Annotated in this window: 25 protein-coding genes and 1 tRNA gene; 5 read left to right on the top strand and 21 right to left on the bottom strand. The window is 70.0% G+C overall.

What is annotated here, in order from left to right:
* Window positions 1–38: 38 nt before the first annotated feature.
* Complete coding sequence (locus QM591_RS13695; protein WP_415133054.1) at window positions 39–824, bottom strand: isoprenyl transferase; 786 nt, start codon at window positions 822–824, stop codon at window positions 39–41.
* A gap of 132 nt (window positions 825–956) precedes the next feature.
* Between QM591_RS13695 and trhA the strand changes: the two genes are divergently transcribed.
* The gene (gene trhA, locus QM591_RS13690) at window positions 957–1,661 is read left to right on the top strand and encodes a PAQR family membrane homeostasis protein TrhA (RefSeq protein ID WP_415133052.1); all 705 of its coding nucleotides are present in this window, start codon (window positions 957–959) and stop codon (window positions 1,659–1,661) included.
* Here trhA and QM591_RS13685 read toward each other — a convergent pair.
* A complete protein-coding gene (locus QM591_RS13685) occupies window positions 1,633–1,911 on the bottom strand; it encodes a hypothetical protein (protein ID WP_415132974.1) in 279 nt (92 codons plus the stop codon). The two genes, trhA and QM591_RS13685, sit on opposite strands and share 29 nt — an antisense overlap.
* A 108-nt stretch (window positions 1,912–2,019) precedes the next feature.
* On the opposite strand from QM591_RS13685, the gene QM591_RS13680 reads away from it, so the two are divergent.
* Together QM591_RS13680 and greA are read left to right on the top strand one after the other, a co-directional pair.
* The gene (locus QM591_RS13680) at window positions 2,020–2,421 is read left to right on the top strand and encodes a DUF4307 domain-containing protein (RefSeq protein WP_415132972.1); all 402 of its coding nucleotides are present in this window, start codon (window positions 2,020–2,022) and stop codon (window positions 2,419–2,421) included.
* Between the two features lie 90 nt (window positions 2,422–2,511).
* On the top strand, window positions 2,512–3,003 hold the full coding sequence (greA, locus tag QM591_RS13675; RefSeq protein ID WP_415132970.1) for a transcription elongation factor GreA: 492 nt from the start codon (window positions 2,512–2,514) through the stop codon (window positions 3,001–3,003).
* 4 nt (window positions 3,004–3,007) lie between these two features.
* On the opposite strand, the gene ilvA is transcribed toward greA, so the two are convergent.
* The 6 genes from ilvA to QM591_RS13645 all read right to left on the bottom strand — a co-directional run bounded on the left by ilvA (window position 3,008) and on the right by QM591_RS13645 (window position 9,612).
* A complete protein-coding gene (gene ilvA, locus QM591_RS13670) occupies window positions 3,008–4,252 on the bottom strand; it encodes a threonine ammonia-lyase (protein WP_415132968.1) in 1,245 nt (414 codons plus the stop codon).
* Complete coding sequence (locus QM591_RS13665) at window positions 4,249–5,451, bottom strand: AI-2E family transporter (protein WP_415132966.1); 1,203 nt, start codon at window positions 5,449–5,451, stop codon at window positions 4,249–4,251. The genes ilvA and QM591_RS13665 overlap by 4 nt, the downstream gene beginning before the upstream one ends.
* Window positions 5,452–5,501: 50 nt before the next feature.
* The gene (locus tag QM591_RS13660; protein ID WP_415132964.1) at window positions 5,502–6,386 is read right to left on the bottom strand and encodes a M48 family metalloprotease; all 885 of its coding nucleotides are present in this window, start codon (window positions 6,384–6,386) and stop codon (window positions 5,502–5,504) included.
* Between the two features lie 39 nt (window positions 6,387–6,425).
* The gene (locus QM591_RS13655; RefSeq protein ID WP_067161298.1) at window positions 6,426–6,992 is read right to left on the bottom strand and encodes a LemA family protein; all 567 of its coding nucleotides are present in this window, start codon (window positions 6,990–6,992) and stop codon (window positions 6,426–6,428) included.
* Window positions 6,993–7,069: 77 nt separating this feature from the next.
* On the bottom strand, window positions 7,070–8,383 hold the full coding sequence (locus QM591_RS13650; RefSeq protein ID WP_415132962.1) for a D-arabinono-1,4-lactone oxidase: 1,314 nt from the start codon (window positions 8,381–8,383) through the stop codon (window positions 7,070–7,072).
* A complete protein-coding gene (locus QM591_RS13645) occupies window positions 8,380–9,612 on the bottom strand; it encodes an alanine racemase (protein WP_415132960.1) in 1,233 nt (410 codons plus the stop codon). Before QM591_RS13645 ends, QM591_RS13650 begins: the two co-directional genes overlap by 4 nt.
* 114 nt (window positions 9,613–9,726) lie before the next feature.
* On the opposite strand from QM591_RS13645, the gene QM591_RS13640 reads away from it, so the two are divergent.
* Window positions 9,727–10,524 carry a hypothetical protein gene (locus QM591_RS13640; RefSeq protein ID WP_415132958.1) on the top strand — a complete coding sequence of 266 codons (798 nt, stop codon included), beginning with the start codon at window positions 9,727–9,729 and terminating at the stop codon, window positions 10,522–10,524.
* Here the strand turns inward: QM591_RS13640 and QM591_RS13635 are convergent.
* From QM591_RS13635 to QM591_RS13580, 12 genes are all read right to left on the bottom strand, one after another.
* Window positions 10,521–11,279, bottom strand: a complete 759-nt coding sequence (locus QM591_RS13635; protein WP_415132956.1) for a hypothetical protein — start codon at window positions 11,277–11,279, stop codon at window positions 10,521–10,523. The two genes, QM591_RS13640 and QM591_RS13635, sit on opposite strands and share 4 nt — an antisense overlap.
* 121 nt (window positions 11,280–11,400) lie before the next feature.
* Window positions 11,401–11,473: transfer RNA gene (locus tag QM591_RS13630), tRNA-Leu, on the bottom strand.
* Between the two features lie 23 nt (window positions 11,474–11,496).
* Window positions 11,497–12,909 carry an NAD(P)/FAD-dependent oxidoreductase gene (locus QM591_RS13625; RefSeq protein WP_415133050.1) on the bottom strand — a complete coding sequence of 471 codons (1,413 nt, stop codon included), beginning with the start codon at window positions 12,907–12,909 and terminating at the stop codon, window positions 11,497–11,499.
* 68 nt (window positions 12,910–12,977) lie between these two features.
* Entirely contained in the window at window positions 12,978–14,270 is a 1,293-nt protein-coding gene (locus QM591_RS13620) for a S8 family peptidase (RefSeq protein ID WP_415132954.1), read from the bottom strand.
* Complete coding sequence (locus QM591_RS13615) at window positions 14,267–14,749, bottom strand: DUF501 domain-containing protein (RefSeq protein WP_415133048.1); 483 nt, start codon at window positions 14,747–14,749, stop codon at window positions 14,267–14,269. Before QM591_RS13615 ends, QM591_RS13620 begins: the two co-directional genes overlap by 4 nt.
* Window positions 14,750–14,882: 133 nt before the next feature.
* Window positions 14,883–15,368 carry an FtsB family cell division protein gene (locus QM591_RS13610; protein WP_415132952.1) on the bottom strand — a complete coding sequence of 162 codons (486 nt, stop codon included), beginning with the start codon at window positions 15,366–15,368 and terminating at the stop codon, window positions 14,883–14,885.
* Between the two features lie 47 nt (window positions 15,369–15,415).
* Window positions 15,416–16,696 carry a phosphopyruvate hydratase gene (eno, locus tag QM591_RS13605; RefSeq protein WP_415132950.1) on the bottom strand — a complete coding sequence of 427 codons (1,281 nt, stop codon included), beginning with the start codon at window positions 16,694–16,696 and terminating at the stop codon, window positions 15,416–15,418.
* A gap of 100 nt (window positions 16,697–16,796) precedes the next feature.
* Window positions 16,797–17,486, bottom strand: coding sequence for an O-methyltransferase (locus QM591_RS13600; protein WP_415132948.1), 690 nt, complete (start codon window positions 17,484–17,486; stop codon window positions 16,797–16,799).
* A gap of 31 nt (window positions 17,487–17,517) precedes the next feature.
* Window positions 17,518–18,564, bottom strand: coding sequence for a DUF1648 domain-containing protein (locus QM591_RS13595; RefSeq protein ID WP_415132946.1), 1,047 nt, complete (start codon window positions 18,562–18,564; stop codon window positions 17,518–17,520).
* The gene (locus QM591_RS13590) at window positions 18,554–18,910 is read right to left on the bottom strand and encodes a GntR family transcriptional regulator (RefSeq protein WP_415132944.1); all 357 of its coding nucleotides are present in this window, start codon (window positions 18,908–18,910) and stop codon (window positions 18,554–18,556) included. The genes QM591_RS13595 and QM591_RS13590 overlap by 11 nt, the downstream gene beginning before the upstream one ends.
* A gap of 95 nt (window positions 18,911–19,005) precedes the next feature.
* Window positions 19,006–20,298, bottom strand: coding sequence for a histidine--tRNA ligase (gene hisS / locus QM591_RS13585; RefSeq protein WP_415133046.1), 1,293 nt, complete (start codon window positions 20,296–20,298; stop codon window positions 19,006–19,008).
* A gap of 120 nt (window positions 20,299–20,418) precedes the next feature.
* Window positions 20,419–21,072 carry a MazG nucleotide pyrophosphohydrolase domain-containing protein gene (locus tag QM591_RS13580; protein ID WP_415132942.1) on the bottom strand — a complete coding sequence of 218 codons (654 nt, stop codon included), beginning with the start codon at window positions 21,070–21,072 and terminating at the stop codon, window positions 20,419–20,421.
* 86 nt (window positions 21,073–21,158) lie between these two features.
* Here QM591_RS13580 and QM591_RS13575 point away from each other — a divergent pair, with 86 nt between their 5' ends.
* Window positions 21,159–23,825 (top strand): phosphoenolpyruvate carboxylase, encoded by a 2,667-nt coding sequence (locus QM591_RS13575; RefSeq protein ID WP_415132940.1) that lies wholly within the window; start codon window positions 21,159–21,161, stop codon window positions 23,823–23,825.
* An 18-nt stretch (window positions 23,826–23,843) separates the two neighbouring features.
* On the opposite strand, the gene QM591_RS13570 is transcribed toward QM591_RS13575, so the two are convergent.
* On the bottom strand, window positions 23,844–24,446 hold the full coding sequence (locus QM591_RS13570; protein ID WP_415132938.1) for a gamma carbonic anhydrase family protein: 603 nt from the start codon (window positions 24,444–24,446) through the stop codon (window positions 23,844–23,846).
* Between the last annotated feature and the right edge of the window lie 17 nt (window positions 24,447–24,463).

Genomic DNA, 24,463 nt, shown 5'->3' with positions numbered 1-24,463 from the left:
CCAGTCTGTCACGGGGCGCGCCGCCGGAGACGACGGTCTCACCCGCCGTAGCGACGGTCTCGGGAGGCGTAGTCCCGGATCGCTCGCAGGAAGTCCACTTCCCGCAGGTCGGGACCCAACGCCTCGACGAAGTAGAACTCCGAGTGGGCCGACTGCCAGAGCAGGAAGTCGCTGAGCCGCTGCTCGCCGGACGTTCGGATGACGAGGTCGGGGTCGGCCTGACCGCCCGTGTACAGGTGCTCTCCGATCTGCTCAGGAGTGAGGTGAGCCGCCAGCTCCTCCAGCGATCCCCCGCGCTCCTGGTGCTTGGCGACGATACGGCGGACGGCGTCGACGATCTCGCTCCGCCCCCCGTAGCCCACCGCGAGGTTGACGTGGAGTCCCCGGTGCCCGGCGGTGCGCTCCTCGGCCGTACGCAAGGCGCGGGCGAGATCGGTGGGGAGGAGATCGGCACGGCCGACGTGTTGCACGCGCCACTCGGGCTCGAGGGAGATGGCATCGGCCAGCTCGGCGATGATCTCGATCAAGTCGGCGAGCTCGCGCGAGTCGCGCTTGGTGAGGTTGTCGGTCGACAGCAGGTAGAGCGACACGACCCGGATGCCCAGTTCGTCACACCAGCGGAGGAACTCCCGCATCTTCGCGGCTCCCGCGCGGTGTCCCTCGGCGACGGTCGGATATCCGGCCTGACGGGCCCATCGACGGTTACCGTCGATCATCATCGCCACGTGATGCGGGACCGTCTGCGGCGTGAGACGTCGGCGCAGACGAGAGATGTACAGCCGGTAGAGGGGACCGCGCCCCTCCCCCGAACCGTTCGCCGTCACGAGGTCTACCGTACCCCTCACGACTCGGAATCCTCCGTCTCGACGGGCTCTTCGCAGCGCGGGCGTATGTGAGGGTGGGCATACGGCGCGGCGTAGGCTCGGGTCGTGACCACCCCACCCGAGGGTGCTGAGATGCCTCAGCTCCCGCTCCTCGATGCCGCTGCGGCCGGCGCCCAGGTCGAGCTGAAGCCGTCGTGGCGCGGCTGGATCCACGCGGCGACTTTCCCCGTGGCCATCGCCACCGGAGTCGTGCTCATCGTCCTCGCCCACGGCGCGGCCGCCAAGTGGGCCAGCGCGGTGTTCATGGCGACTTCACTCCTCTTGTTCGGAAACTCCGCGCTGTATCACCGCTTCCACTGGGGCCCGCGGACCAAGGCGGTCCTCAAGCGCATCGACCACGCGAACATCCTGCTCCTCATCGCGGGAACCTATACCCCCATCGCGGTGCTCGCCCTCCCACGCGACAAGGGCGTGCTCCTGCTCACGCTCGTGTGGACAGGGGCACTCCTGGGGATCCTCTTCCGCGTGTTCTGGATCAACGCCCCGCGCTGGCTGTACGTCGCGCTTTACCTGCTGCTGGGCTGGGCGGCCGTCATGTACATGGTCGACCTGTTCCAGGCGAGCGTGCCGATGATGATCCTGGTCATCGTGGGCGGTCTTCTCTACACGGGCGGGGCGATCGTCTACGCCCTCAAGCGTCCGAACCCGTGGCCGGGGCATTTCGGCTTCCACGAGATCTTCCACGTCTGCACGGTCTTGGCCTTCCTGTGCCACTGGACGGCCTGCCTGCTGATCGCGCTGTCGCCCCTCACTCCTTCGCTGGGCTGGGCGGGGTGAGGCTCGTCCCGTCGGCGTCGCCATCCCGCGCGTCCGCCGCCTCCGCGTCGAGCTGTTCGGCGATCTCGGAACGGTAGCGAGCCCGACGGATGCGTCGCTGCATGTCGATCAGCAGGAGCACGACGGCGATCGCGATCACCGCGATCCCGATGAAGCCGGCGACGCCGGGAGTGACCCGGTCGGGGTCGATGAGGGTCGGGGACGGCGAAGGAGTCGGAGTCGCCGTCGCGAGCCACAGGAGCGCGTACATCTGTCCTCGTTCTGCGCGCGGAGCGCATAGCCTGGAACTCCAGCCTAGAAGATCCCTCCGCGCGTCCCGACCGCGTCGTCGGGGAGCGACCACGACCGACGGAAGACGATGACCACCGAATCCACGCAGGCGATGCTCGACGACCGGTACGGGCGCTCCTCCGCCCGGAGCCGCCGAACGCGGTGGATCGTTCTGGGTGTCATCGCGGCAGCGCTGGTGGGCTACCTCGGTTGGACGACGATCGCCCGCACGATGAATCAGGTTGACTACGACACGACGGGCTTCCGAAAGGTCGACGACCATCAGATCACGGTCGATTTCCAGGTCACGGCGCAGCCCGACACCGCCGTGGCTTGCGCCATCGAGGCCCAGGACACCGAGCACGGCATCGTCGGCTGGAAGGTCGTGGAGTATCCGGCCGACCCCGCTCACACACGTCGCTTCAGTGAGACCGTGCCGACGACAGCGCTCGCGACGACCGGTTTGGTCACCTCCTGCTGGATCCCGTAGGCTGAGTCGACACTCATGCGCCCCGGCTCGGCTGCCGGGGCGTTCGGTTTAGGTCCGATCCCATCGGGCCTCTTCCCCCTAGGAGACGACGTGTCCAGCGACAGCACTGTGACCTTCCTCACGCAGGATGCCTACGACCGGCTCGCCGCGGAGCTCGAGCACCTCTCGACGGTGGGCCGCGAGGAGATCGCGAAGCGTATCGAAGCCGCCCGCGAGGAGGGTGACCTCAAGGAGAACGGCGGATATCACGCCGCGAAGGACGAGCAGGGCAAGCAGGAGGCTCGCATCCGCACCCTCCAGCAGCTACTCAAGGACGCCCAGGTGGGCGAAGCACCCGAGTCCGACGGCACCGTGCAGCCGGGAACCGTCGTCACCGCCGTCGTTGCGGGAGGTGAGGAGGTGTTCCTCCTCGGCAACCGCGAGATCGCGGCCGGTTCCGAGCTTGACGTCTACAGCGAGGCCTCCCCCCTCGGCGCGGCCATCCTGGGACTGGCGGAAGGGGCGAAGACCTCGTACACGGCCCCGAACGGGCGCGAGATCTCGGTGGAGATCATCAAGGTGGAGACCTACGCGGGTCAGTAGCCCGTCAGTCGGAGACGACCCGCGGCTGGAAGCCCGCGTCTTCGAGGACGGAGATCACGTGGGCGCGGTGGTCCTCGCCGCGGGTCTCCACGCTGAGCTGAAGGATCACCTCGCTGATCTGGAGCCCTTGTCCGTGCCGGGTGTGCAGGACCTCGATGACGTTGGCCCCGGCCACCGACAGCAGCTCGGAGACGCGGGCCAGCTGGCCCGGGCGATCCGGGAGCGGGATCTGGAGGGTCATGTACCGCCCGGAGGCGGCGAGACCGTGGGCGACGACGCGCTGCAACAGAAGCGGGTCGATGTTCCCTCCGGAGAGGATCACGACGGTCGGGCCGTTGGCCACGACCTTTCCGGAGAGGATGGCCGCCACCCCGACCGCGCCGGCGGGCTCCACGACCTGCTTGGCGCGCTCGAGGAGGACGAGGAGGGCACGCGCGATGTCGTCGTCGGTGACGGTGACGACCTCGTCGACGAGGTCCCGGATCACCTCGAACGGCGCCGCGCCCGGGCGGGCCACCGCGATGCCGTCCGCGATCGTGGGTGTGGTCTCGATGGTGACGGGCTCCCCCGCCGCCAACGAGATCGGATACGGCGCCGAGTTGGCCGCCTGGACGCCGATGATCCGTACGACGCGTCCGTCGGCCGCCGCGCGCGCTTTGATGGCCGCCGCCACGCCGGCGATGAGGCCGCCGCCTCCGATGCCGAGGATCACCGTCTCGACGTCGGGCACCTCGTCGTAGATCTCCAGACCCACGGTTCCCTGCCCGATGATGACGTCACGGTGATCGAACGGGTGGATGAGGACGGCCCCCGTGCGCTCGGCGAACTCGGCCGCCAGCCGCAGCGGCGTCTCGACGGTCGCGCCTTCCAGCACGACCTCGGCACCGTATCCGCGGGTGGCGAGGAGCTTGGGCACCGGAACGCCGAGAGGCATGAAGATCGTGGCCGGGATGCCGAGCTTCTGCGCGGCGCGGGCGACACCCTGTGCGTGGTTGCCGGCGGAGGCGGCCACCACGCCGCGCGCGCGCTCGTCGTCGGTCAGCCGCGACATCCGATAGGCCGCGCCGCGGATCTTGAACGACCCGGTGCGCTGCAGGTTCTCGAGCTTGAGGGAGACCGGCACACCGAGGACGTCACTGAGGAACTCGGAGTCCTCCAGCGGCGTGCGCGCGGCGACGTCGCGGAGGAACGCCGCGGCATCGTGGAACTCGGCAAGCGACGGGTGGGTCGCGGTGCGGGGGTCGGTCACAGGGCACTCCTCTTCGCGCGGGGCACGGTACTCCAGATCAGGTCGTCGGGTCCCAGCCGCGCCCCGGTCTCCCATTGACGGCGCGACAAGTACAGCGTGACGACATTGACGAATGCGGCCAGCGGCACGGCGAAAAGCGCGCCGGGGATGCCGGCGATCATGGCGCCACCGGCCACCACCAGCACCACCGCGAGCGGGTGGACCTTGACGGCTGCGCCCATCATGAGGGGCTGCAGGACGTGCCCTTCCAGCTGCTGCACGCCGAGCACGACGATGAGCATCCACAGCGCGATCCAGGGACCGTTGTAGACGAGCGCGAGGAAGACCGCGAGGCTCCCCGTGACCACCGCTCCGACGAACGGGATGAACGAGCCGAGGAAGACGAGGACCCCGATCGGGATCGCCAGCGGAACGCCCAGGAAGAATGCTCCGAGCCCGATGCCGATCGCATCGATCGTCGCGACGAACAGCTGGGTGCGGGCGTACGTCACGACCGTCTTCCATCCGGCGTGACCGGCTCCGTCGACCGCCGGTCGTGCGGCGGAGGGGAACAGACGCACCACCCAGCGCCAGATGCCACTGCCGTCGGCGAGCGTGCAGAGCAGGATGAACAGAGTGAGCAGGGCGCCCGTCGCCACGTGCCCGACCGTGGATCCGATCGCAAGGGCTCCCGACCACAGCGTCTCGGCCTGCTGCTGGAGGAACGTGCCGGCCTGGGCGAGGAGATCGTCGATCTGCTGAGCAGTCAGATGCAGAGGACCGTCGATCAGGTACTGGCGCAACTGTCCGACCGAGGCCTCGGTGCTCGCACGCACGCGCGGCCACTCGCGTGTGATCTGCCAGATCGCGAGGTAGAGCAGTCCGGAGACGATCGCGATCGTACCGAGCACGCTGATCACGAGCGACAGCCACCGCGGAACCCGGTGGCGCAGCATCCAGGTGAAGGCCGGCCAGACCAGTGCCGTGATGAGCAGGGCGACCAGCAGCGGGATGACGAGGAGCTTCAGCTGGATGACCAGCCACACGAAGATCGCGAAGGCGGCGGCGATGACGACGAAACGCCACGAGTAGGCGGTCGCGATCCGCAGCCCCCGCGGGATCGACTCGCCGATCTCGGTGGAGACCGTGCGATTGCGCAGCGCATCCCGGAACGTGCCGCGGGGCTTCGGATCCGACGACTTCGGGGCTGAGCCGGTCATCCCGCCAGTCTACGACCGGGTGTATGCGTCACCGGGAACGCGCGACACGACTAGAAGCGACCGCCCATCTCGTGCAGCCGTGAGATGCGGTCGGGCAGCGGTGGGTGCGTCGCGAACAAGCGTGACATCGCCCCCGGACGCAGGGGGTCGCTGAACCACAAGTGCGCCATCGACGTGCTCTCCTTCGCGAGAGGGCGACCCTGATCGGCGAGCTTGGCCAGCGCCGATGCCAGTCCGTCGGGGTCACGCGTCGTGAGCGCGCTCGTCGCGTCGGCCAGGTACTCCCGCTGCCGCGAGATCGCGGCCTGCACGAGTCCGGCCAGCAGAGGCGCGACGACGGCCGCGACGACGCCGAAGATGAGGAAGACGATCTGCGCCTGGTTGTTGCCGCGCCCCCGCCCTCCGAAGAAGGCGACCCGCATCATGACGTCGGCGAGGATCCCGACGGCCACGACGAGCCCGAACACGATCAGCGAGACGCGGATGTCGTAGTTGCGGATGTGGCCGAGCTCGTGGCCGAGCACCCCCTCCAGTTCCCGGTCGGTCATGAGCTCGAACAGACCGGTCGTCACCGTGATGGAGGCCTCTTCCGGCGTGCGGCCCGTCGCGAACGCATTGGGCGCGGGGTCGTCCACGACGTAGAGGCGAGGCATCGGGGTGCCCGTGGTGATGCACAGGTTCTCGACGAGACGGTAATAGCGGGGCGCCTCTTCGCGGGTCACCGGTTGGGCGCCGGCGAGAGCGAGAGCCTCTTTGTCGGCGACGAAGTACTGCACCGTCGCGTACCCGGCCGAGAAGATCAGGACGAAGGCGGTGATCCACCAATTGTTGCCGGCCAACCAGCCCGCCAGCAGACCGATCGCCCCGAGCACGAGCACGAATCCGATGAGGATGAACCACGTGTTGCGCTTGTTGCGCGCGATCGCCGAGTACACCTCATCACCTGCGGTTTCCCGCGGCGCTCATCGCTGACCTCAGAACTGGATGCGCGGAGGCTCGGCGATGGCGGCGCCGTCGACGACCTCGAAGAACTCGCGCTCGCTGAAGCCGAGGTTGCGCGCGAAAAGGTTGTTCGGGAACACCTTGATCTTCGTGTTGAGCTCACGCACTCCGCCGTTGTAGAACCGCCGAGACGCCTGGATCTTGTCCTCGGTGTCGACCACGGCCTGCTGCAGCTGCAAGAAGTTCTGGCTCGCCTGCAGCTGCGGGTAGGCCTCCGCGACGGCGAACAGCGACTTGAGCGCCTGCTGCATGTGTCCCTCGGCCACCCCGGCATCGGCGGGCGTGGAGGCCGTCAAGGTCTCGGCCCGCGCGCGCGTCACGTTCTCGAAGACCGCCTTCTCGTGCGCCGCGTATCCCTTGACCGCTTCGATCAGGTTCGGCAGAAGATCGGCGCGACGCTTCAGCTGGACGGTGATGTCGCTCCACGCCTCATCGACGCGGACGTTCAGCGCCACGAGCGAGTTGTACGTCGCCCAGAGGTAGATTCCGACGATGACGACGAGTCCCACGACGATGAGGACGGGGATCAGCCACTCCATAGCACTCCCAACGGTTATGTGCTCATCCTATCCAGGCGTCGAAGGCGCACGAACCGCGACCGCCTCACTCCCAGCCGTTACTCACCGAGGACGCGGTCGAGATAGGCATTGCGGAAGCGCCGATCGGGGTCCAGGCGGTCGCGTAGCGCCACGAAGTCGTCGAAGCGCGGATACTCGGTCCGCAGGTCGTCGGCCGTCCGGGTGTGCATCTTCCCCCAGTGCGGCCGCCCGCCGTGGGAGCGCATGATCTGCTCGACCGCGGCGAAGTACTCGCGATGGTCGGCACGCCAATAGCGGTGGACCGCGATGTAGCCGGTGCGTCGTCCGGACGCAGTGGACAGCCAGAGGTCGTCCGCCGCGGCCGTCCTCACCTCGATCGGGAACTCGATGCGCCATCCGCGGGCGCGCACCAGTTCTCGGACCTCGGTGAAGGCAGATGCGACGCGTTCGAGGGGAACCGCGTACTCCATCTCGCGGAATCGCACGCTCCGCGCCGTCGTGAAGACGCGCGACGAGGCGTCGGAGAAGGTCCGGTCGCCCCACACCCGCGCGGACAGCCGATTGATCACGGGAACGAGTGGGGGCACGACCCTCCCCGCGCTGCAGACCAGTTGATGCACGCCGTTCCCGACGACGACGTCATCGATCCATCGCGTCACGGGCGGGAGGGGCGCCGTCGGCTCGCCGGGTGGGAGACGGGTGTTGGTCTTGGTGAGCGCGACATCGGTATGGGGGAACCAATAGAACTCGAAATGGTCGACCGCCTCTGCGCGGCCGAGGAGTCCAGCGACGACGTCATCGAGCGGTTCGGGGCGCTCGACCGCTCGGAGCCCGAACGCGGGCACGCACTGCAGCGTCACGTCCACGATGACGCCCAGCGCACCGAGGCTGAGAGCGACGGCCGGAAGGAGCTCGGGCTCGTGATCCTCGTCGATCGTGAGCAGCTCACCGTCGGCGGTGACCAGGGTCACGGCGCGCACCTGCGTCGCGATGCCCCCGAACGCCAGGCCCGTCCCGTGCGTACCGGTGGACAGGGCGCCGGCGAGCGACTGTCGGTCGATGTCGCCGAGATTCTCCATGGCCAATGCGTGCGGTGCGAGCAGCGCCGGGATCTGATGGAGCCGGGTCCCCGCCCACAGCCGCACCCGGCCCCGGTCGACGTCGACCGAGACGATGCCGGTCAGATCGGAGAGGTCGAGCAGCACGCCCGGAGCGACCGCGATCCCGCTGAAACTGTGCCCGGCTCCGACGGCTTTGACGGCGAGGCTGCGCGCGGCGGCGGATCGGACGGCGCGACGGACCGCATCGAGAGTCGGCGGATACTCCACTCGCTGGGGGCGGACGCTCTCGGTGCGCGCCCAGTTCCGCCACGCGCCTCCGGGCCGCGTCACAGGAAGGACCTCCCCTCGCCCCGGTACGTCGGTGTCTCGCCGACCAGCTCCGACCCCCGCGTGAGGTGGTATCGATCCAAGCGCTCGGCGAGCTCCCCGCTCTTGGCGTGCCGGAACCAGACGCGATCCCCCACGCGCAGGCCTCGGGCGTTGGCGCCCTGCAGGGGGGTCTGCACCTCTCCGGTGCCCTCGCGTCCGAGTGTGCGCAGGCCCGTCGGCCAGACGGGACGCGGCTGGCGAGAGGACACCGGCGGGCCGGAGGCCACCCAGCCGCCACCGAGCACGGTGGCGATGTCGGTGGTCGGACGGCGCACGACCTCGAGGGCGAAGGCTGCCGCGGGCGCCGGATCGAAGGCGCGGTAGCCATCGAAGAGGTGGCCCGCGAGCAGCCCGCTCCCCGCCGTTGTCTCGGTCACCGCCTGGTCCGCGGAGGTCGACTCCAGCGAGCCGGTCCCACCCCCGTTGACGAACTCCAGGGGTGCGATCTCCTGCAGTGCGGCCACGATCGCCGCGCGGCGGTCACGCAGTTCGTGGTCGCTGCGCCGCTGCATCCACCGGATCACCGGGTCGCCGGGGCCGACGTCGTCGGGCTGACCGGCGATCTGCGCCTCGTACATCATCAGGCCGACGAGCCGGAATCCGGGCCGCGCGACGATTCCCCGCGCGAGCCGGGAGACTTCGGCGGCATCGTGCACGGGCGACCGGCGCACCCCGATGTGCCCCAGCACGGGTGCCCGCCACGAGGCGTCGGCGTCGATCGCCACCCGAAGCGTCCCGCGGTGCGAGGGAGCGGCGACCGCGTCGATGAGGTCGAGCTGGGCGAGGTCGTCGACCATGAGCGTGATGCGGGCAACCGCCGTCTCGTCGGCGGCGAGCGAGGCGATCGCCGCACGGTCCGCCGTCGGATATCCCAGGACGATGTCGTCGTACCACTGCGCAAGCCAGAGTGCCTCGGGCAGGGTGAAGGCGAGGATGCCCGCGTACCCGTCGAGCGCCAGGGTCGCATCGAGCACCTCCCGCACGCGGATGGACTTGCTCGCGACCCGGATCGGGACTCCGCTGGAACGGACGACGAGGTCGAGGGCGTTGTAGCGCAAGGCGTCGAGATCGATCGTCGCGATCGGCCCCGACAGCGGCGCGACCGCGCGGCTGCGGGCCGTCCAGTACGCCTCCGGGTCGCGCCACGGCGCGAGCGCACCCGCGGGTTCGGAGAGGAGATCGAGGACCATGTGAGGCTCCTTCGCACGTCGAGGCTCAGCCTAGACGCCAGCGGCACCGGGCACCCGCATCCGTCGCCGGCGGCGCGCGCTGACGATGTCGGACGATGTGGGACGATGCGTAGGATGTCCTCTCCCGATGCCGAGCTCCGCCAGCTCCGCCAGCGCGCGTACGGCCGCCACGCCGATCTCGATGCCGCCGGGCGACACCGACTCGAAGAACTGGAGGCGCTCGAGCGAACGGCGCGATCGAGTGCTCCCGCTGCGGTGGGCCCGGCGGGCGCCGACGGTGGGGAGCCGGATCAGGGCGACCGGAACCGGGATCAGCCAGACGGGGATGCCGCCGAGGCATCGCCTGCGCCGGGGCACTCGCCCGACGCCGATTCTCTCCGCGCGCCCTCCGCGACGGTGATCGAAGGCCCGGGATCCCGACGCGGTGTCCGCCGACGCCGATGGCTCTATGCCGCGTCGCTGGTTCTGGTCGCGGCGGTCTCGGCAGCGGTCACCTGGTCGCTGTCGACCGTCGCGCCCGTCGTCACCTCGAGCGGTGCACGCCAGGTCGCGACGCTCGAGCAATCGGGTCAGCCGGTGCCCGGATTCTTCAGTTCCGCGGGCGAAGGAACACGCGTGTACGAGTTCCGCGGCATGACGATCGTTCGCACCGAAGGCTCCTTCTATGGGACGGCCGGCGAGTGCATCATGGCCTACCCGTCCCTGAACGCGTCCGCCTCGGGCGACGCGATCACTGGCCCGACCTACTACGGCTGCCGTGCCGGCGACTTCCCCGCGACAGTCCAGTTCACGGTGAGCGCCGACGACCCTGCGGAACTACGGGATTCCGTCGGCGAGGGGAACGGGGCGCAGTTCGTGCTGGATGGTGACATCGTCGGTGTCTTCGTGAGCGAACCCTCCTCCGACGACTAGGTGAGCCGGCGGGACTCGTCGCGCTCAGACACCGGGGACGTGAGGAGCTGGAATCGTAACAGCACTCCCCCGCTGACGAGCCACAAAATCCACGGGTCCCCGGTGACGGGATGCGCGGAGAGCAGGGCTCCCTCGTCGTGCGGGTCTTCGATGAGCTCCGTGTCGTGGGCGAAACGCTTGCCCAAGACGACGAGGTTCCCCCGACCCTCCGCCAACTCCGCGACGCTGAGCTCGAGCCAATCGCCGAGCTCGTGCGCGTGCGGCGAGAACGTCATCCCTCCGACGGGGCTCGGATCGGGGACGAACGCCGTCTCCTCCGCCATGTCGATATGGATCATCCGTGCCCAGCGCTCGGCGAAGATGAGACCACAGGTCTCCAGCTCGCCCCGTACGCCGCGTATGGCGTCGACGGCGTCGGCGTGCGCGAGTGTCGGACTGGCCGTCAGCGCTTCGAACTCGTGGAACGGAAAGGCCGAGCGTCCCCGCACCACCGTCGTCGTGCGCCGCACGCCATGTCCACGCTCCGCGCTCCCCGCGACATCGGAGCAGAAGTCGCCGAGGTGGCTCAGCATCACCGGCCCCCACTCGGGGACGAACCCAATCGGCGCCAGCTCCTGCATCGCCCGATCCCAGGCCGTGTACCACTGCGTCCCGTCCTCAGAGACGAGACGAGCCTCGGTCGCCACCGCCGCGAAGACCTCCAGCGCCTCGAACCGGCTGGGCGCGGCCTCCAACTCCTGACGTACCGTGCGCACCGGCATCTCTTCCTCCCGCGTGGGAGCCTATCGAAAGCGTGACCTCCGCCCGCGACGCTCTCCACACACCACGCGGTCGAGGAGATCACACTGCTGCGCGCTCCTCGGCAGAGAACGGACGTACCCCCGCTGGGACTCGAACCCAGACTGAAGCGATTTTAAGTCGCCTGCCTCTGCCATTGGGCTACGGGGGCCTGCGCCCACGATAGCCCGCGGGTCAGCGCGCGGTGGTCTCGGCGGGCTCCTTGGCGGCCGCCTTCTTGGCGGGTGCTTTCTTCGCCGCGGGCTCAGCCGGGGCCTCTGCCACCGCCGGACGCGGGCGAGCGGCGAACTCTTCGAAGACGTACCGCGGATTCTGCACGGTCTGCAGAGACACGTTGTCGCGGTTGAGCCAGAAGTTGTGCCACCAGTCGCCGATCACGCGCCACTTGCGCTCCCACGACGGCATCGCCAAGCCGTGGTAGCCCCGGTGGGCGACCCAGGCGATGAAGCCCTTGAGCGCGATCTTGCCGGACTGGAAGACACCGTTGTAGAGACCGAGACCGGCCACCGCACCGAGGTTCTTGTGGATGTACTCACGGGGCACCTCGCCGCGCATGACGGCGACGAGGTTCTTGGCGAGCAGCTTGGCCTGACGGACGGCGTGCTGAGCGTTGGGCACGCAGTATCCGCCGACTCCGGCGCCGGTGAGGTCGGGAACGGCCGCGACGTCTCCCGCCGCCCAGGCGCCCTCGACGGCCTCGTCGGGCGTGCCGACGCGGAGGTCGGCACGGGTGCGGATCCGGCCGCGCTCCTCGACGGGGAGGTCACCGCCGCGCACGACGGTCGGGTTCGCCATGACACCGGCGGTCCAGATGATGAGGTCGGTGGGGATGACCTCGCCGGTGGAGAGCTCGACGTTGCCGTCGACGGCACCGGTCACCTGCGTGTCGAGGTGGACGTTCGCGCCCCGCTTGGCGAGGTCCTTGAGGACCCACTCGCTGGTCTTCAGCGACACCTCGGGCATGATGCGCCCCATCGCCTCGATGAGGTGGAAGTGCGTGTCCTCGAAGCGCAGCTGCGGGTAGAGCTTGAGAAGGGACGACGCGAGCGCGCGAGTCTCGGCGAACACCTCGATACCGGCGAAGCCGCCGCCGACGACGACGACGGTGAGCAGGCGGTCGCGCTCCGGGCCGGCCGGCAGGTTGGCGGCGCGATCGAAGTTCGTGAGGATGCGGTCACGGATCGCGACGGCCTCCTCGATCGTCTTCAGACCGATCGCGTTCTCGGCGATGCCGGGAATCGGGAACGTACGCGAGACCGCTCCGGCGGTCACGACGATCTGGTCGTACGTCTCGGTCCACGGCTCGCCCACCTCGGGCGTGATGGTCGCGGTACGCGTGGCGTGGTTGATGCCGGTGACCTTCGCCACCACGACACGGGTCTTCTTGAGGTGTCGACGCAGGCCGACGACAACGTGACGCGCCTCGATCTCCCCCGCGGCCACCTCGGGAAGGAAGGGCTGGTACGTCATGTACGGCAGCGGGTCGACGATCGTGACCTCCGCCTCGCCCTTCCGGAGGTGCTTCTCGAGCTTCCACGCGGTGTAGAAGCCGGCGTAGCCGCCTCCGACGATGAGGATCTTGGGCACAGCGCTGGTCGCGGGGGCGAACGCAGGGCTGGTCGCGGTGCTGGTCACAGGACGCGGAACTCCTTGAATCAACGGCTCGACGTGCGGGAGGCGCGCGCCGATCTAACTCGCCGGGCAGCAGCGGTGACGCCGAGCCCCACCATTATAGCCACCACGGTACCGGCCAAGAGCGGCACGGTGCCGTACCTCAGGCTGTCCGCGCTGGGCAGGAGCGCCGATTCCGGCGGCGTCGCCGCCTCCGGAGCGGGAAGCGGCGGGACGACGACAGGCGCCACGGTGGGCGTCGGCTGCGGCTTGACCTCCTGGCGCCGGTACAGCCGGATCCACTCCGTCAGGCTCCCCATCGGGTTCTCATCGACCCGGGCCACTTTCGCCGACACCGCGGCGGCGGCATCGACCAGGCCGTAGCCGTACAGCGCCGGCTTGGCCCGGGATTCGGGAGTCGATCGTGCCGTGCGGATGATCCGGTTGATGACGTTGTCGGCGTCGAGCTCGGGGTGGGCCGCCCTGACGAGCGCGGCGATCCCGGCCACGATGGGGGCCGCCCCGCTCGTGCCGTCCCAGATCACGATCTGACCGTCGGGCGACACCCCGAGCAGTTCCTCACTCGGGGCCATGATCCCGATCGAGATCCCCTGCGTCGACGCTTCGACGCTGGCCTTCCCGGATCGGTCGACGCCGCCCACCGTGAGCACGCCGGGGATCGTCGCGGGGGCACCCACCTCGTCGGTACCGGTGCCCCGGTTCCCTGCGGCGACCACGACGACCACGTCGTGCTGGAACGCATAGAGGAATGCCTCGTCCCAGCTCGGATCCCACTCCAGGGTGTTCGTGGTGAAGGACAGATTGATGACATCGGCGCCGTGATCGACCGCCCAGCGCATGGCGTCGGCGATCTGGTCGACGAATGGCACGGCCGCCGATGAGCCGAAACCGACCGACAGCGACAGGAGCGTCGCCTCGGGGGCGACCCCGAGCATCCCCGCCCCGTCCCCGGTGCCCCGCGACGCGGCGAGCGAGGCCACCCAGCTGCCGTGGTTCGAGTCGACGGCTCCGACAGGATTGCGTCCGTCCTGCGCGCCGACGCCCGAGAAGTCGGCGCCGCCTCGCACCCCGTCGAACTCCACCGGGCCCTTGCCGATACCGGTGTCGATGACGGCGATCGTGACCCCCTCGCCCCGCGTGGTCTCCCACGCGGTGCGGATCCCGTAGTCATCGAGCCAGTACTCCAGCGACTGCACGGGATCGATGTCAGCCTCGTCGTCGGGCGGCACCGTCGCGGCCGTCGTCCCCCCGAGGACGATGAGGAACGCCACGGCCGCCGCGCTCCAGCGCACCCACCGGCTCCACCGGGCCGTCATGCGGCGCCTTCCGTGAGGGGACCGGGCCGCGCGCACGTGCACGTCGACGGCGACCAGTCACCGCGCTCGAGCGCCCGGTCGCCGATGGGGTTGACGCCGGGACCTGCCGCCAGGGCGTGCCCCGCGAGCGCGTGAAGACACTTGACGCGCGAGGGCATGCCACCGGCCGAGACACCCGCGATCTCGGGCACCTCGCCGTAGACCGCACGATCGGCCAGGTACGCCGCGTGCGCAGCCGCGTACGCGCGCGCGACCTCGTCGTCCACCGCCAGCAGCTCGGAGAACTCGCGCATGACCTGCGTCGCCTCCAGAGCGCTCATCGCGGCGGTCGCGCCCGGGTGGGTCAGGTAGTAGAACGTCGGGAACGGAGTGCCGTCGGGAAGCCGCGGCTCCGTGGCCACGACCGTCGGATTGCCGCACACGCACCGTGCGGCGATCCCGATGACGCCGCGCATGGGCCGACCGAGCTGCTCGCGCATGATGTCGAGGTCGCGGTCGGTGGCAGGCGTCAAAGGCACCCGTCCAGGCTACCCGGCCGCACCTGGGGCCCCGCTGCGCCCTCGGTCGTGACGGGCGTGGCGGCGAAGACGGACCGACGGCCGCTCCCTCCGCTCACTCACCCACGGCGGGCCGCGCGAGGCCTGCGGCAGCGACGGACCGTACGAGCTGCGCCATCCAGTCGGTGCGCGCCTCCTCCACGTCCTCGCTCACGGGGGCCTGCTCCTGCGGGATCGCGGAGGGGGGAAGATCGTCGTCGACGAGATAGACGACCTCACCGGGCCGGTAGTAGTAGAGCCGCTCCCGTGCCTGCGCCGTGACATAGGCGGGATCCGCCCAGCGCTCCCGCTCCAGCCGGAGCTCGGCGATCTCGTCCTTGCCGAGCGTGACGGCCTGACGCAGGGCCGCGATCTGCTGCCGCTGATCGAGATACGTGCCCACCGATGGCACGAGGACCAACGCCGCGAGCACGACAAGCCCCAGCATGATCCCGGTGAAGGCGGTGAGGCGCAGACGCCCCACCCAGTCGCGGACATCCACCTGGGACCGGGACGGCGAAGAGGGAGCCGACGCGGTGCGTCGGGCTCCCTCTTCGTTCATGTCTTCCAGCCTACGTCGCGGGTGCACGCGCCGCGGCAGGCGCTCCGTCAGCCGGCGAAGCGCGGGAAGGCGGCGCGCCCGGCGAAGACCGCGGCGTCGCCGAGCTCCTCCTCGATGCGCAGCAGCTGGTTGTACTTCGCGACGCGCTCGCTGCGGGCGGGCGCTCCCGTCTTGATCTGGCCGGCGTTGACCGCCACCGCCAGGTCGGCGATCGTCGTGTCCTCCGTCTCGCCGGAGCGGTGCGACAGCATCGAGCGGTAACCGTTCTGCGTGGCGAGGGAGATCGCGTCGAGAGTCTCCGACAGCGTGCCGATCTGGTTGACCTTCACCAGCAGCGCGTTGGCGACCCCGAGGTCGATGCCGCGCTGCAGACGCTGGGGGTTGGTGACGAACAGGTCGTCGCCGACGAGCTGGACCTTGGAGCCGATCGCGTCGGTGAGCGCCTTCCACGCGTCCCAGTCATCCTCGGCCAAGGCGTCCTCGATCGTGACGATCGGGTAGTTGGCGACGAGGTCGGCGAAGTAGTCGGTCAGCTGCTCGGCCGACCACGCCTTGCCCTCGACGGTGTAGACGCCGTCGGAGAAGAACTCGGTCGCGGCGACGTCGAGGCCGACGGCGATGTCCTTGCCGGGCTGGAAGCCGGCCTTCTCGATCGCCTTGATGAGGAAGTCGAGCCCCTCGCGGTTGCTGGGAAGGTCGGGAGCGAACCCGCCCTCGTCGCCGAGGCCCGTCGCGAATCCGGCGGCCTTCAGCTCGCCCTTCAGGACGTGGTACACCTCGGTGCCCCAGCGCAGCGAGTCGGCGTACGTGTCGGCGCCGATCGGTGCGAGGAAGTACTCCTGGAAGTCGATGCCGTTGTCCGCGTGCTCGCCGCCGTTGATGACGTTGAAGAGCGGAACGGGGAGGACGTGCGCGTTCGGGCCGCCGAGGTAGCGGAACAGCGGCAGGTCGGCGCTGTCGGCGGCAGCCTTGGCGACGGCGAGCGAGACGCCCAGGATCGCGTTCGCGCCACAGCGCGACTTGTTCTCGGTGCCGTCGGTCTCGATGAGGATCTCGTCGACGATGCGCTGCTCGCTGGCCTCGACACCTTCCAGCGCCGGACCGAGCTCGTCGACGACCGCGGCGACGGCCTTCAGGACGCCCTTTCCGCCGTACCGGCTCTTGTCACCGTCGCGCAGCTCGTACGCCTCGAACGCGCCGGTGGATGCGCCGGAGGGAACGGCGGCGCGCTGGACGATTCCGTCGTCGAGCAGCACCTCCACCTCGACGGTCGGGTTGCCACGCGAATCCAGGATTTCGCGTGCGCCTACAGCCTCGATCAGTGCCACAGGGGACTCCTTGCTTGTGGAGGATGGATCTGGGAGCGTCGTCGGTCCGCTCCCGAGTCTAGTGATGCCGCGACGGGTGTCACAGAGCGCCGCCGCCGGGTCAAAGCTCCCCTGCGCGGACGACGACGGCGAGGGCGATGCCGTCCCAGCCCTTGAGATCGAGGGTCTGCAGGGCAGTCGCGTCGAAGCGTGGGTCGCTCCCGAGCATCCCCAATCCGCGCTGGGTGCCGACCACACGCGGGTCGGTGGCATCGGGATCGGCCACCTCGCCGCCCCGTGCCACGTTGTCGACCACGACGACCGTTCCCTCGCGCCCCAGCCGCGCCGCCCAGTCGAGGTAGAGCGTGTTGGACTCCTTGTCGGCGTCGATGAAGACGAAATCGAACGGCTCTTCGTCGGCCAGCGTCGGCAGCACGTGCTCTCCCCGGCCGACGCGGATGTCCACGAGCGATCCGACTCCGGCACGATCGATGTTCGCGCGCGCAACCCCGGCGTTGGCCGGCTCCGCCTCGATCGTCACGACCTGGCCGTCGGCGGGCAGGGCGCGAGCGAGCCAGATCGTCGAGTAGCCGCCGAGCGTCCCGATCTCCAGCACCCGGCGAGCGCCGCTGAGGCGGGCGAGGAGATGGAGGAACTTGCCGTTGACCGGCGCCACCTCGATCGCGGGAAGGCCCGCGTCGCGCTGCGCCTCCACGGCCTCCTCCAGCGCGGGATCGTGCCCCACGAGGGTGTCGACGAAGTAGCGGTCGACGGCGAGCCAGCCGTCAGGAGTGGGCGACGCAGATGTCATGCCCCCAGCGTCGTTCCGCCTGGTCACCCCGTCAAGCCGCACCGCGATCGGAGCGGCGAGCCGCACGGGCGGCGAGTGCGGTCAGCACCGAGGCCCCGGCCGCCGCGTCGTCGACGGTCACCGTGAAGGTCTTGCCATTCCGGCGACGCACCTCGATGCCCTCGCCTGCGCGCATCACGACCCCGAAGCGCCCGGTGGGCGCCCAACGGAGCCCCCACCCACCGAACTCCGCCATCGGGTCGACCTGAACGACGACCGCCTCGGCGACATCCGCGAGGGGGACGCGCAACCGCGGCCATCCGAGCGCCGAGGTGACGGCCAGACCTGCGTCATCCACGCGCACATGGAAGACGAGGTTCATGCCGACGAGGAGGACGATGAGCACGGTGGCGCCGAGCATCACCGCCTGGCCGACCGGGTCGATGCCGGCGAACCACGTGATGACCGTGATGACCACCATGAGAGCGGTCGCCGCCAGCAGGACAACGATGCCACCCCGCGCCATCACGGCCCGCTGGAGCCAGACGACCTGTTCCCCGTCGTCGACCTCGAACGGCGCGGCATCACCGAGCCGCGTCGGGACGAAGTCGACGCGAGGCTGGATCACGAAGCCGGCCGCACCGGCGACGGCGCCCGCGACCACGCCCGCGAGAAGTGGCACCCAGATCGCCGGACCGTCGGCGGCCTCGGGGAGTCCCGCCTGAGCCGCGGTCGCGACCGTCACGAGAGCCGTGAGGAACGCGGCGAGCCCCCACGACACCGCGCCGAGAAGCCGCGGAGAGCTCCCGATCCGGCCACGCCGCAGCGCGGGAAGCGTCGTGATCGCCAGCAACAGCGAGGTCGCGACGACGACGGCGAGGAGAACGACGATCACGAGCCACAGGGGCCCGAACCCGTCCGGCCTTCCACTCGCACCCCAGTGCACGGCGATCGGGTCGGGCAGTGCGTCGGCCACCGAGAGCAGGACCACCAGACCCGCGGCGACCGTGAGGAGCGGAAGCACGATGGCGACGAGGACGAAACGGCCGACCGCCGCGCGAGGCGTTCCCGCCTGGGGGGTCGAGGGCTCAGCGGTCATGGGCTGCCTCCTTCACGAGAGCGGCGAGGGTGTCGGGCGAGAGCGAGAGGGCGCGTGCGCGTGCGGCGAGCGCGGTGATGTCGTCGTGGAGGTCGGCGAGGGGGGCGACGGCGCCGGTCACGACGGCGCCCCGTCCCGGGCGCAGATCGACGAGGCCCTCGTCACGCAGTCGCTGATACGCGTGGAGCACCGTGTGGAGATTGACCTCGAGAGCCCGCGCGAGTTCGCGCGCGGCGGGAAGACGATCGCCGGGCCTCATCCGCCCGGCGGCGGCGTCCATCCGGATCGATGCGGCGATCTGCTCGAACAGCGGTGCGCTGCTCGCCGGGTCGACACGAACGATCATGCATCCATTCTATGACAACTAGAACAACGAGAGTGCGACAACGGACCGCACTCCGCTCCCCCGACACGAGGAGACGGAGCCGCCAGAGAGACGGGTCAGTCGAGCGTCTTGACCTGGAGGTCGGCGCGCTCCTGGCCGGCGGTGACCGTCGCGAAGGAGGTGTAGCCGTCGGCGGTGGCGCGCTCGAGGAGACCCTTGAGGTTCTTCGTCCGCTGCTCGAGGCGAACGCGGGCCCCCTCCCCCACGAAGGCCGCTTTGAGCCGCGCGAGCTGTGCCACCGGAACGTCTCGGTCGTGGACGAGCACGACGGCGTCGGACGCCGTCGCGGTGCCGGGTGACACGAGGTCGACGATCCGCTCGAACCCGAGGGAGAAACCGACCGCGGGCACGTCCTGCCCGAGGAAACGCCCGATCATCCCGTCGTAACGCCCGCCGCCACCGAGGGAGAAGCCGACGGAGGGGTGGGCGAGCTCGAAGATCGTGCCGGTGTAGTAGCCCATTCCGCGCACGAGGAACGGATCGAACACGAGGGGGACGTCGGCGACCGGGATGCCGCGGGCGGCGGCCACCGCTTCGGCGATGCCGGCGAGGTCGGCGGCGGCCTGCCGCACTTCCTCCGGCAGGAGATTGACAGGAGGGAGCACCCGCAGGATCGCCTCGAGCGTGACCGGGACCGACAACCCCGTCGACGAGGCACCGTCGGTGCCGGGCAGGAGGGTCCGCAGATACTCCGCGGCGGCATCTGCCGGCACGCCGTTGTCCCGCAGTTCTGCGACCACGCCGTCGGGGCCGATCTTGTCGAGCTTGTCGAGGGTGATCAGCGCGGAGGCGGAGACGTCGTCGCCGATGCCGAGCAGGTTCAGCATGCCCCGCAGGATGCGGCGGTCGTTGACGCGGATCGTGCCCCCGTCGAGGCCGAGGGCGTCCAGCGTGTCGAGGCTCGCCGCGAGAAGCTCGGCCTCGGCGCGCGCCGACGCGTCGCCGATGATGTCGATGTCGCACTGCAGGAACTGCCGGTACCGGCCCTTCTGGGGGCGCTCGGCGCGCCAGACGGGAGCGATCTGGATGGAGCGGAAGACCGCGGGGAGCTCCGCGCGGTGGCTCGCATAGAAGCGCGCCAGGGGCACCGTCAGGTCGTAGCGCAGCCCGAGGTCCGACAGCGCGGCGGGATCGTCGGCGTTCGCCCGGATCGCGTCGGCATCCATCCCCCGCTTGAGCACGCTGAAGGAGAGCTTCTCGTTGTCGCCGCCGATCCCAGCGTGCAAACGCGCGTACTCCTCGACGACGGGCGTCTCGATCTCGTCGAATCCGTGCGCCCGATAGCGGTCACGGATGACGGCGAGCACGCGCTCGCGACGGGCCTTGTCAGCGGGGAGGAAGTCGCGCATGCCGCGCGGCGGGTTCACGGATGCCACCCGACCATTCTCCCAGGTCTGTGCGGCTCCCCCGGTCCGTGTCGTGGGCTGGGGAGAGCCGGGCCGCCGATGACGGAGCGGGTTCTGGAGGGATCAGGCGCCACGGCCCCCGGATGACTCGGCCCGGCGCACGTCGGCCTCGACCCCGCGCAACCGCTCACGAAGCGCCCGCTCGGCGTCCCAGCCGTGCACGCGGGCAGCAGCCACCAACGCCAGGAGAGCGTCACCGAGCTCCGCTTCGGATGCGGGAGCCGGGGAGGGCGGCGCCGGCGGGTCGATCGTCGCCCCGACACGCCCGAGCATCTTCTGTGCCAACGCCAGCGCGGGCATGTGGGGCGAGAGGCCGTCGAGCACGCTCGTCCGCGCGCTCTTCTCCGCGGCCTTCGCCGCGTTCCAGTGCACGAGCACCTCTTCCGGCGTCCTCGCGACGGCGTCGCCGAACACGTGGGGATGCCGGCGCACCATCTTCTCGGTGAGCGTGCGGGCCACATCGTCGATGTCGAACGGGTCGTCGCGGTCCTCGGCGGCGATCTGGGCATGGAAGAGCACCTGCCACAGCAGGTCGCCCAGCTCCTCCCGCAGATCCTCACGGGTGCCGGCCTCCACCGCGTCGACGAGCTCGGCGGCCTCCTCCTGCAGGTAGGGCACGAGGTCGCGGTGACTGATCCGGGCGCTCCACACACAGCGCTCGCGGACCGCCTGCATCGTCGCGACGGCACGGCGGAGCGGATCGGGGTCGGTGTCCATGCGGCCACCCTAGATCGTCGCCGTCACCGCGGCATCCGACGTCACACGTGACGAGCCGGTAACAACCTGCCGTTACCGTTGAAGCCATGCGTGAACTCACCCGGACCGAAGCCATCGACCTCGTCGGGCGCGGCGAGGCCGAGCAGGAACTTCCCGAGCAGATGCGCGCCGACGTTCGTCTGCTCGGAGGGCTCCTCGGCCGAGTGCTGCGCGAGAGCGGCTCGCCGGGCCTCTTCGAGGACGTGGAACGGCTCCGGCTGGCCACGATCGCCGCGTACACCGACGAGTCCCCCGAGGCGTTCGAGCGCGCCGAAGCGATCGCCGAGTCGTTCTCGGTGGCCCGTGCCGACGAGGTCGCCCGCGCCTTCACCGTCTACTTCCACCTCGTCAACCTCGCCGAGGAACACCAGCGCGTACGGGTGCTCCGGGAGCGCGACGGACGCCCCGACCGCGAAGACGTCACCGACTCGGTCGCGGCCGCCTTCGTGCGCCTGGCGGCGGAGGTCGGCGACGACACCGCACTGGAACGCCTTCAGCAGATGCGGTTCCACCCCGTGTTCACCGCTCACCCGACCGAAGCACGTCGACGGGCCGTCTCCTCCAGCATCCGCCGCCTCGCGGCGCTGCTGACCGAGCACGACGCGGCCCTCCGAGGCGGCGCCGACGAGCGCCGCGCGGAACGGCGCATGCTCGAGGAAGTGGACACGCTGTGGCGCACCGCACCGTTGCGGGCCGAGAAGCCGACCCCGGTCGACGAGGTGCGCGCCATCATGGCCGTCTTCGACGAAACCCTGTACACGGCTGTTCCCCACGTCTACCGCCGAGTCGACGACGCGCTGCAGGGACCTGCTGCCGGCGGCCGCGCTCCCGTGGTCCGTCCGTTCGTGCGACTGGGCACCTGGGTCGGCGGCGACCGCGACGGCAACCCCTTCGTCACCGCATCGGTCACCAAGAAGGCGGCGGCCATCGCCTCCGAGCATGTGCTCCTGGGTCTCGAGCACACCGCGGAGCGCATCGCGCGCACGCTCACGCTCTCCGCCGACACCACTCCCCCGTCTCCCGCGCTTCAGTCGCTGCTCCAGCGCCTGGCGGCGGCCGACGAAGAGGGCGCGACCGACGCCGTCAAGCGCGCCAGCGGCGAGCCGCACAAGCGGGCGCTCCTGCTCATCACCCGCCGGATCACGGCCACCCGCCTGCGCGACGCCGACCTCGCCTACCGCGATCCGGAGCATCTGCTCGCCGATCTGCGCGTGGTCCAGGACTCCCTCGTGGCCGCGCACGCGAGTCGTCAGGCCTACGGCCACCTGCAGCAGCTGCTGTGGCAGGTCGAGACCTTCGGGTTCCATCTGGCCGAGCTGGAGGTGCGTCAGCACTCCGCCGTCCACGCCAAGGTGCTCGCGGAGTGCGAGGCGGGCGGGCCGCTGAGCGATCAGGCCGAAGAGGTGCTGGACGTCTTCCGCACGATCGCGCAGGTCCAGCAGCGCTTCGGCCCCCGCGCGGCCGGCCGCTACATCGTCTCCTTCACCCAGTCGGCGCAGGACCTCGCGAACGTCCACCGGCTCGCGCGCCACGCCGCGGGCGCCTCGGGCGTCGTGCCCGTGCTCGATGTCATCCCGCTGTTCGAGACCTTCGCCGACCTGCAGGCAGCGCCGGCGATCATGGCGGAAGTAGTGGAGTTCCCCGAGTTCGCAGCGCGTCTGGCCGCCACGGAGCGTCGGCTGGAGGTGATGCTCGGCTACTCGGACTCCTCGAAGGACGTCGGTCCCGTCGCTGCCAACCTCGCCCTCTACGAAGCCCAGGCCAAGATCGCCGCGTGGGCGAAGGAGGCGGATATCCGCCTCACCCTCTTCCACGGTCGCGGCGGCGCGCTCGGACGCGGCGGTGGACCGGCGAACTCGGCCATCCTCGCCCAACCCCCGCACTCCGTCGACGGCCGGTTCAAGCTCACCGAGCAGGGCGAGGTCATCTTCGCGCGCTACGGCGACCCCGCCATCGCCATGCGGCACATCGACCAGGTCGCCGCCGCCGTACTCCTGGCCTCGGCACCCTCCATCGAGAAGCGCAACAGCGACGCGGCAGACCGCTACGCCCACGTTGCTGCGACGATGGACACCGCGTCGAGGGAGCGGTTCTTCTCGCTCGTGAAGGCGGACGGGTTCGCCTCCTGGTTCGCGACGGTCACCCCGATGGAGGAGATCGGACTGCTGGCGCTCGGTTCGCGCCCGGCACGACGGGGGCTGTCGGTGGAATCGCTGGAAGACCTCCGCGCGATTCCGTGGGTCTTCGCGTGGTCGCAAGCCCGTATCAACCTCGCCGGCTGGTTCGGTCTCGGATCGGCGCTCGACGCCGTCGGTGACGAGGAACTCCTCCGAGAGGCCTACGAGCAGTGGCCCCTCCTTCGCACCGTCATCGACAACGTCGGCATGAGCCTGGCCAAGGCCGATACCCGGATCGCCCGCCGCTACCTCGCCCTCGGCGATCGGCAGGACCTGGCAGAGCTCGTGCTGGCCGAAATGGACCTTACGCGCGACTGGGTGGTCCGCATCACGGGAGGCGACGAGCTGCTCGCCAACAGGCCGATCCTGCAGCGCGCCGTGAAGATGCGCGACCCCTATGTCGATGCGCTCTCGCTCCTGCAGTTGCGCGCCCTTCGCGTGCTCCGCACCGACGACGCCGCCACGTCGCCGGACTGGCAGCGCCTGCTGCTACTCTCGGTCTCTGGCGTCGCCGCGGGGCTCCAGAACACCGGGTGACGGGTGGCCTCTGCCGCGTCAGTCCTCGAGCCGCCGGTCGCCGGAGTGGCGGGAGAGCGATGACGCGTAGCGTTCGGTGAGCTGCGTCATCAGGTCGGGCGTGTCACGGTCCAGGCCGAAGACGAACCCCGGGAAGTCCAGGTCGTGCTGACGCTCCCAGATCTCCTCGTGACGGTCGGGCGAGAGGACCTCGGCCGGGTCACCCACCGCGACCCAGCCGATGGGCACGACGGTGCGCGGCGGCAGGACCGTGCGCAGGTGCACGACCGCATTGATGCGCACTTCGCTGCCGGTGCCGATACGCGCCCCGTTGAACACGCGCGTGCCCGTGGCGAGGAAGACCTCGTCCTCCACCACCGCTCCCGACACGCTCGCCATCGGCCCGACGAGCACATGATCGCCGATATGGACGGGGTGACTCGCGCTCGCGCGAACGAGGGCGTTCTCCATCACGATGACCGACGCACCGAGGGTCACCGGGCCGCCCTCGGCGGTGAGAACAGCGCCGTGCAGGATCTGGCATCCCGGACCGATCGTCACATCCCCGGAGATGACGGCGGTGGGAGCGACGACGGCATCGGGGTGGATTCGGGGCTGTGTCCCGAGGTGCTCGATTCGCATGCCGCCAGCGTAGGGCC

The organism is Microbacterium sp. (genome assembly GCF_047607225.1).
Classification (GTDB): Bacteria; Actinomycetota; Actinomycetes; order Actinomycetales; family Microbacteriaceae; genus Microbacterium.
The sequence above is the reverse complement of the archived record's forward strand: the minus strand, read 5'-3'. Positions and strand labels throughout refer to the sequence as shown.

What these genes read in the sequence shown, in the direction of transcription:
- QM591_RS13615 (WP_415133048.1), bottom strand. Translation starts at nt 14,749, where the DNA reads ATGCGCGAGCAGCTCGGTCGGCCCATGCGCGGCGTCATCGGGATCGCC.
- hisS (WP_415133046.1), bottom strand. Translation starts at nt 20,298, where the DNA reads ATGCGCGACTTCCTCCCCGCTGACAAGGCCCGTCGCGAGCGCGTGCTC.
- QM591_RS13645 (WP_415132960.1), bottom strand. Translation starts at nt 9,612, where the DNA reads ATGGTCCTCGATCTCCTCTCCGAACCCGCGGGTGCGCTCGCGCCGTGG.
- QM591_RS13570 (WP_415132938.1), bottom strand. Translation starts at nt 24,446, where the DNA reads ATGCGAATCGAGCACCTCGGGACACAGCCCCGAATCCACCCCGATGCC.
- QM591_RS13575 (WP_415132940.1), top strand. Translation starts at nt 21,159, where the DNA reads ATGCGTGAACTCACCCGGACCGAAGCCATCGACCTCGTCGGGCGCGGC.
- QM591_RS13680 (WP_415132972.1), top strand. Translation starts at nt 2,020, where the DNA reads ATGACCACCGAATCCACGCAGGCGATGCTCGACGACCGGTACGGGCGC.
- QM591_RS13610 (WP_415132952.1), bottom strand. Translation starts at nt 15,368, where the DNA reads ATGAACGAAGAGGGAGCCCGACGCACCGCGTCGGCTCCCTCTTCGCCG.
- trhA (WP_415133052.1), top strand. Translation starts at nt 957, where the DNA reads ATGCCTCAGCTCCCGCTCCTCGATGCCGCTGCGGCCGGCGCCCAGGTC.
- QM591_RS13580 (WP_415132942.1), bottom strand. Translation starts at nt 21,072, where the DNA reads ATGGACACCGACCCCGATCCGCTCCGCCGTGCCGTCGCGACGATGCAG.
- QM591_RS13640 (WP_415132958.1), top strand. Translation starts at nt 9,727, where the DNA reads ATGTCCTCTCCCGATGCCGAGCTCCGCCAGCTCCGCCAGCGCGCGTAC.
- QM591_RS13595 (WP_415132946.1), bottom strand. Translation starts at nt 18,564, where the DNA reads ATGACCGCTGAGCCCTCGACCCCCCAGGCGGGAACGCCTCGCGCGGCG.
- QM591_RS13685 (WP_415132974.1), bottom strand. Translation starts at nt 1,911, where the DNA reads ATGTACGCGCTCCTGTGGCTCGCGACGGCGACTCCGACTCCTTCGCCG.
- QM591_RS13665 (WP_415132966.1), bottom strand. Translation starts at nt 5,451, where the DNA reads ATGACCGGCTCAGCCCCGAAGTCGTCGGATCCGAAGCCCCGCGGCACG.
- QM591_RS13600 (WP_415132948.1), bottom strand. Translation starts at nt 17,486, where the DNA reads ATGACATCTGCGTCGCCCACTCCTGACGGCTGGCTCGCCGTCGACCGC.
- QM591_RS13590 (WP_415132944.1), bottom strand. Translation starts at nt 18,910, where the DNA reads ATGATCGTTCGTGTCGACCCGGCGAGCAGCGCACCGCTGTTCGAGCAG.
- QM591_RS13655 (WP_067161298.1), bottom strand. Translation starts at nt 6,992, where the DNA reads ATGGAGTGGCTGATCCCCGTCCTCATCGTCGTGGGACTCGTCGTCATC.
- QM591_RS13620 (WP_415132954.1), bottom strand. Translation starts at nt 14,270, where the DNA reads ATGACGGCCCGGTGGAGCCGGTGGGTGCGCTGGAGCGCGGCGGCCGTG.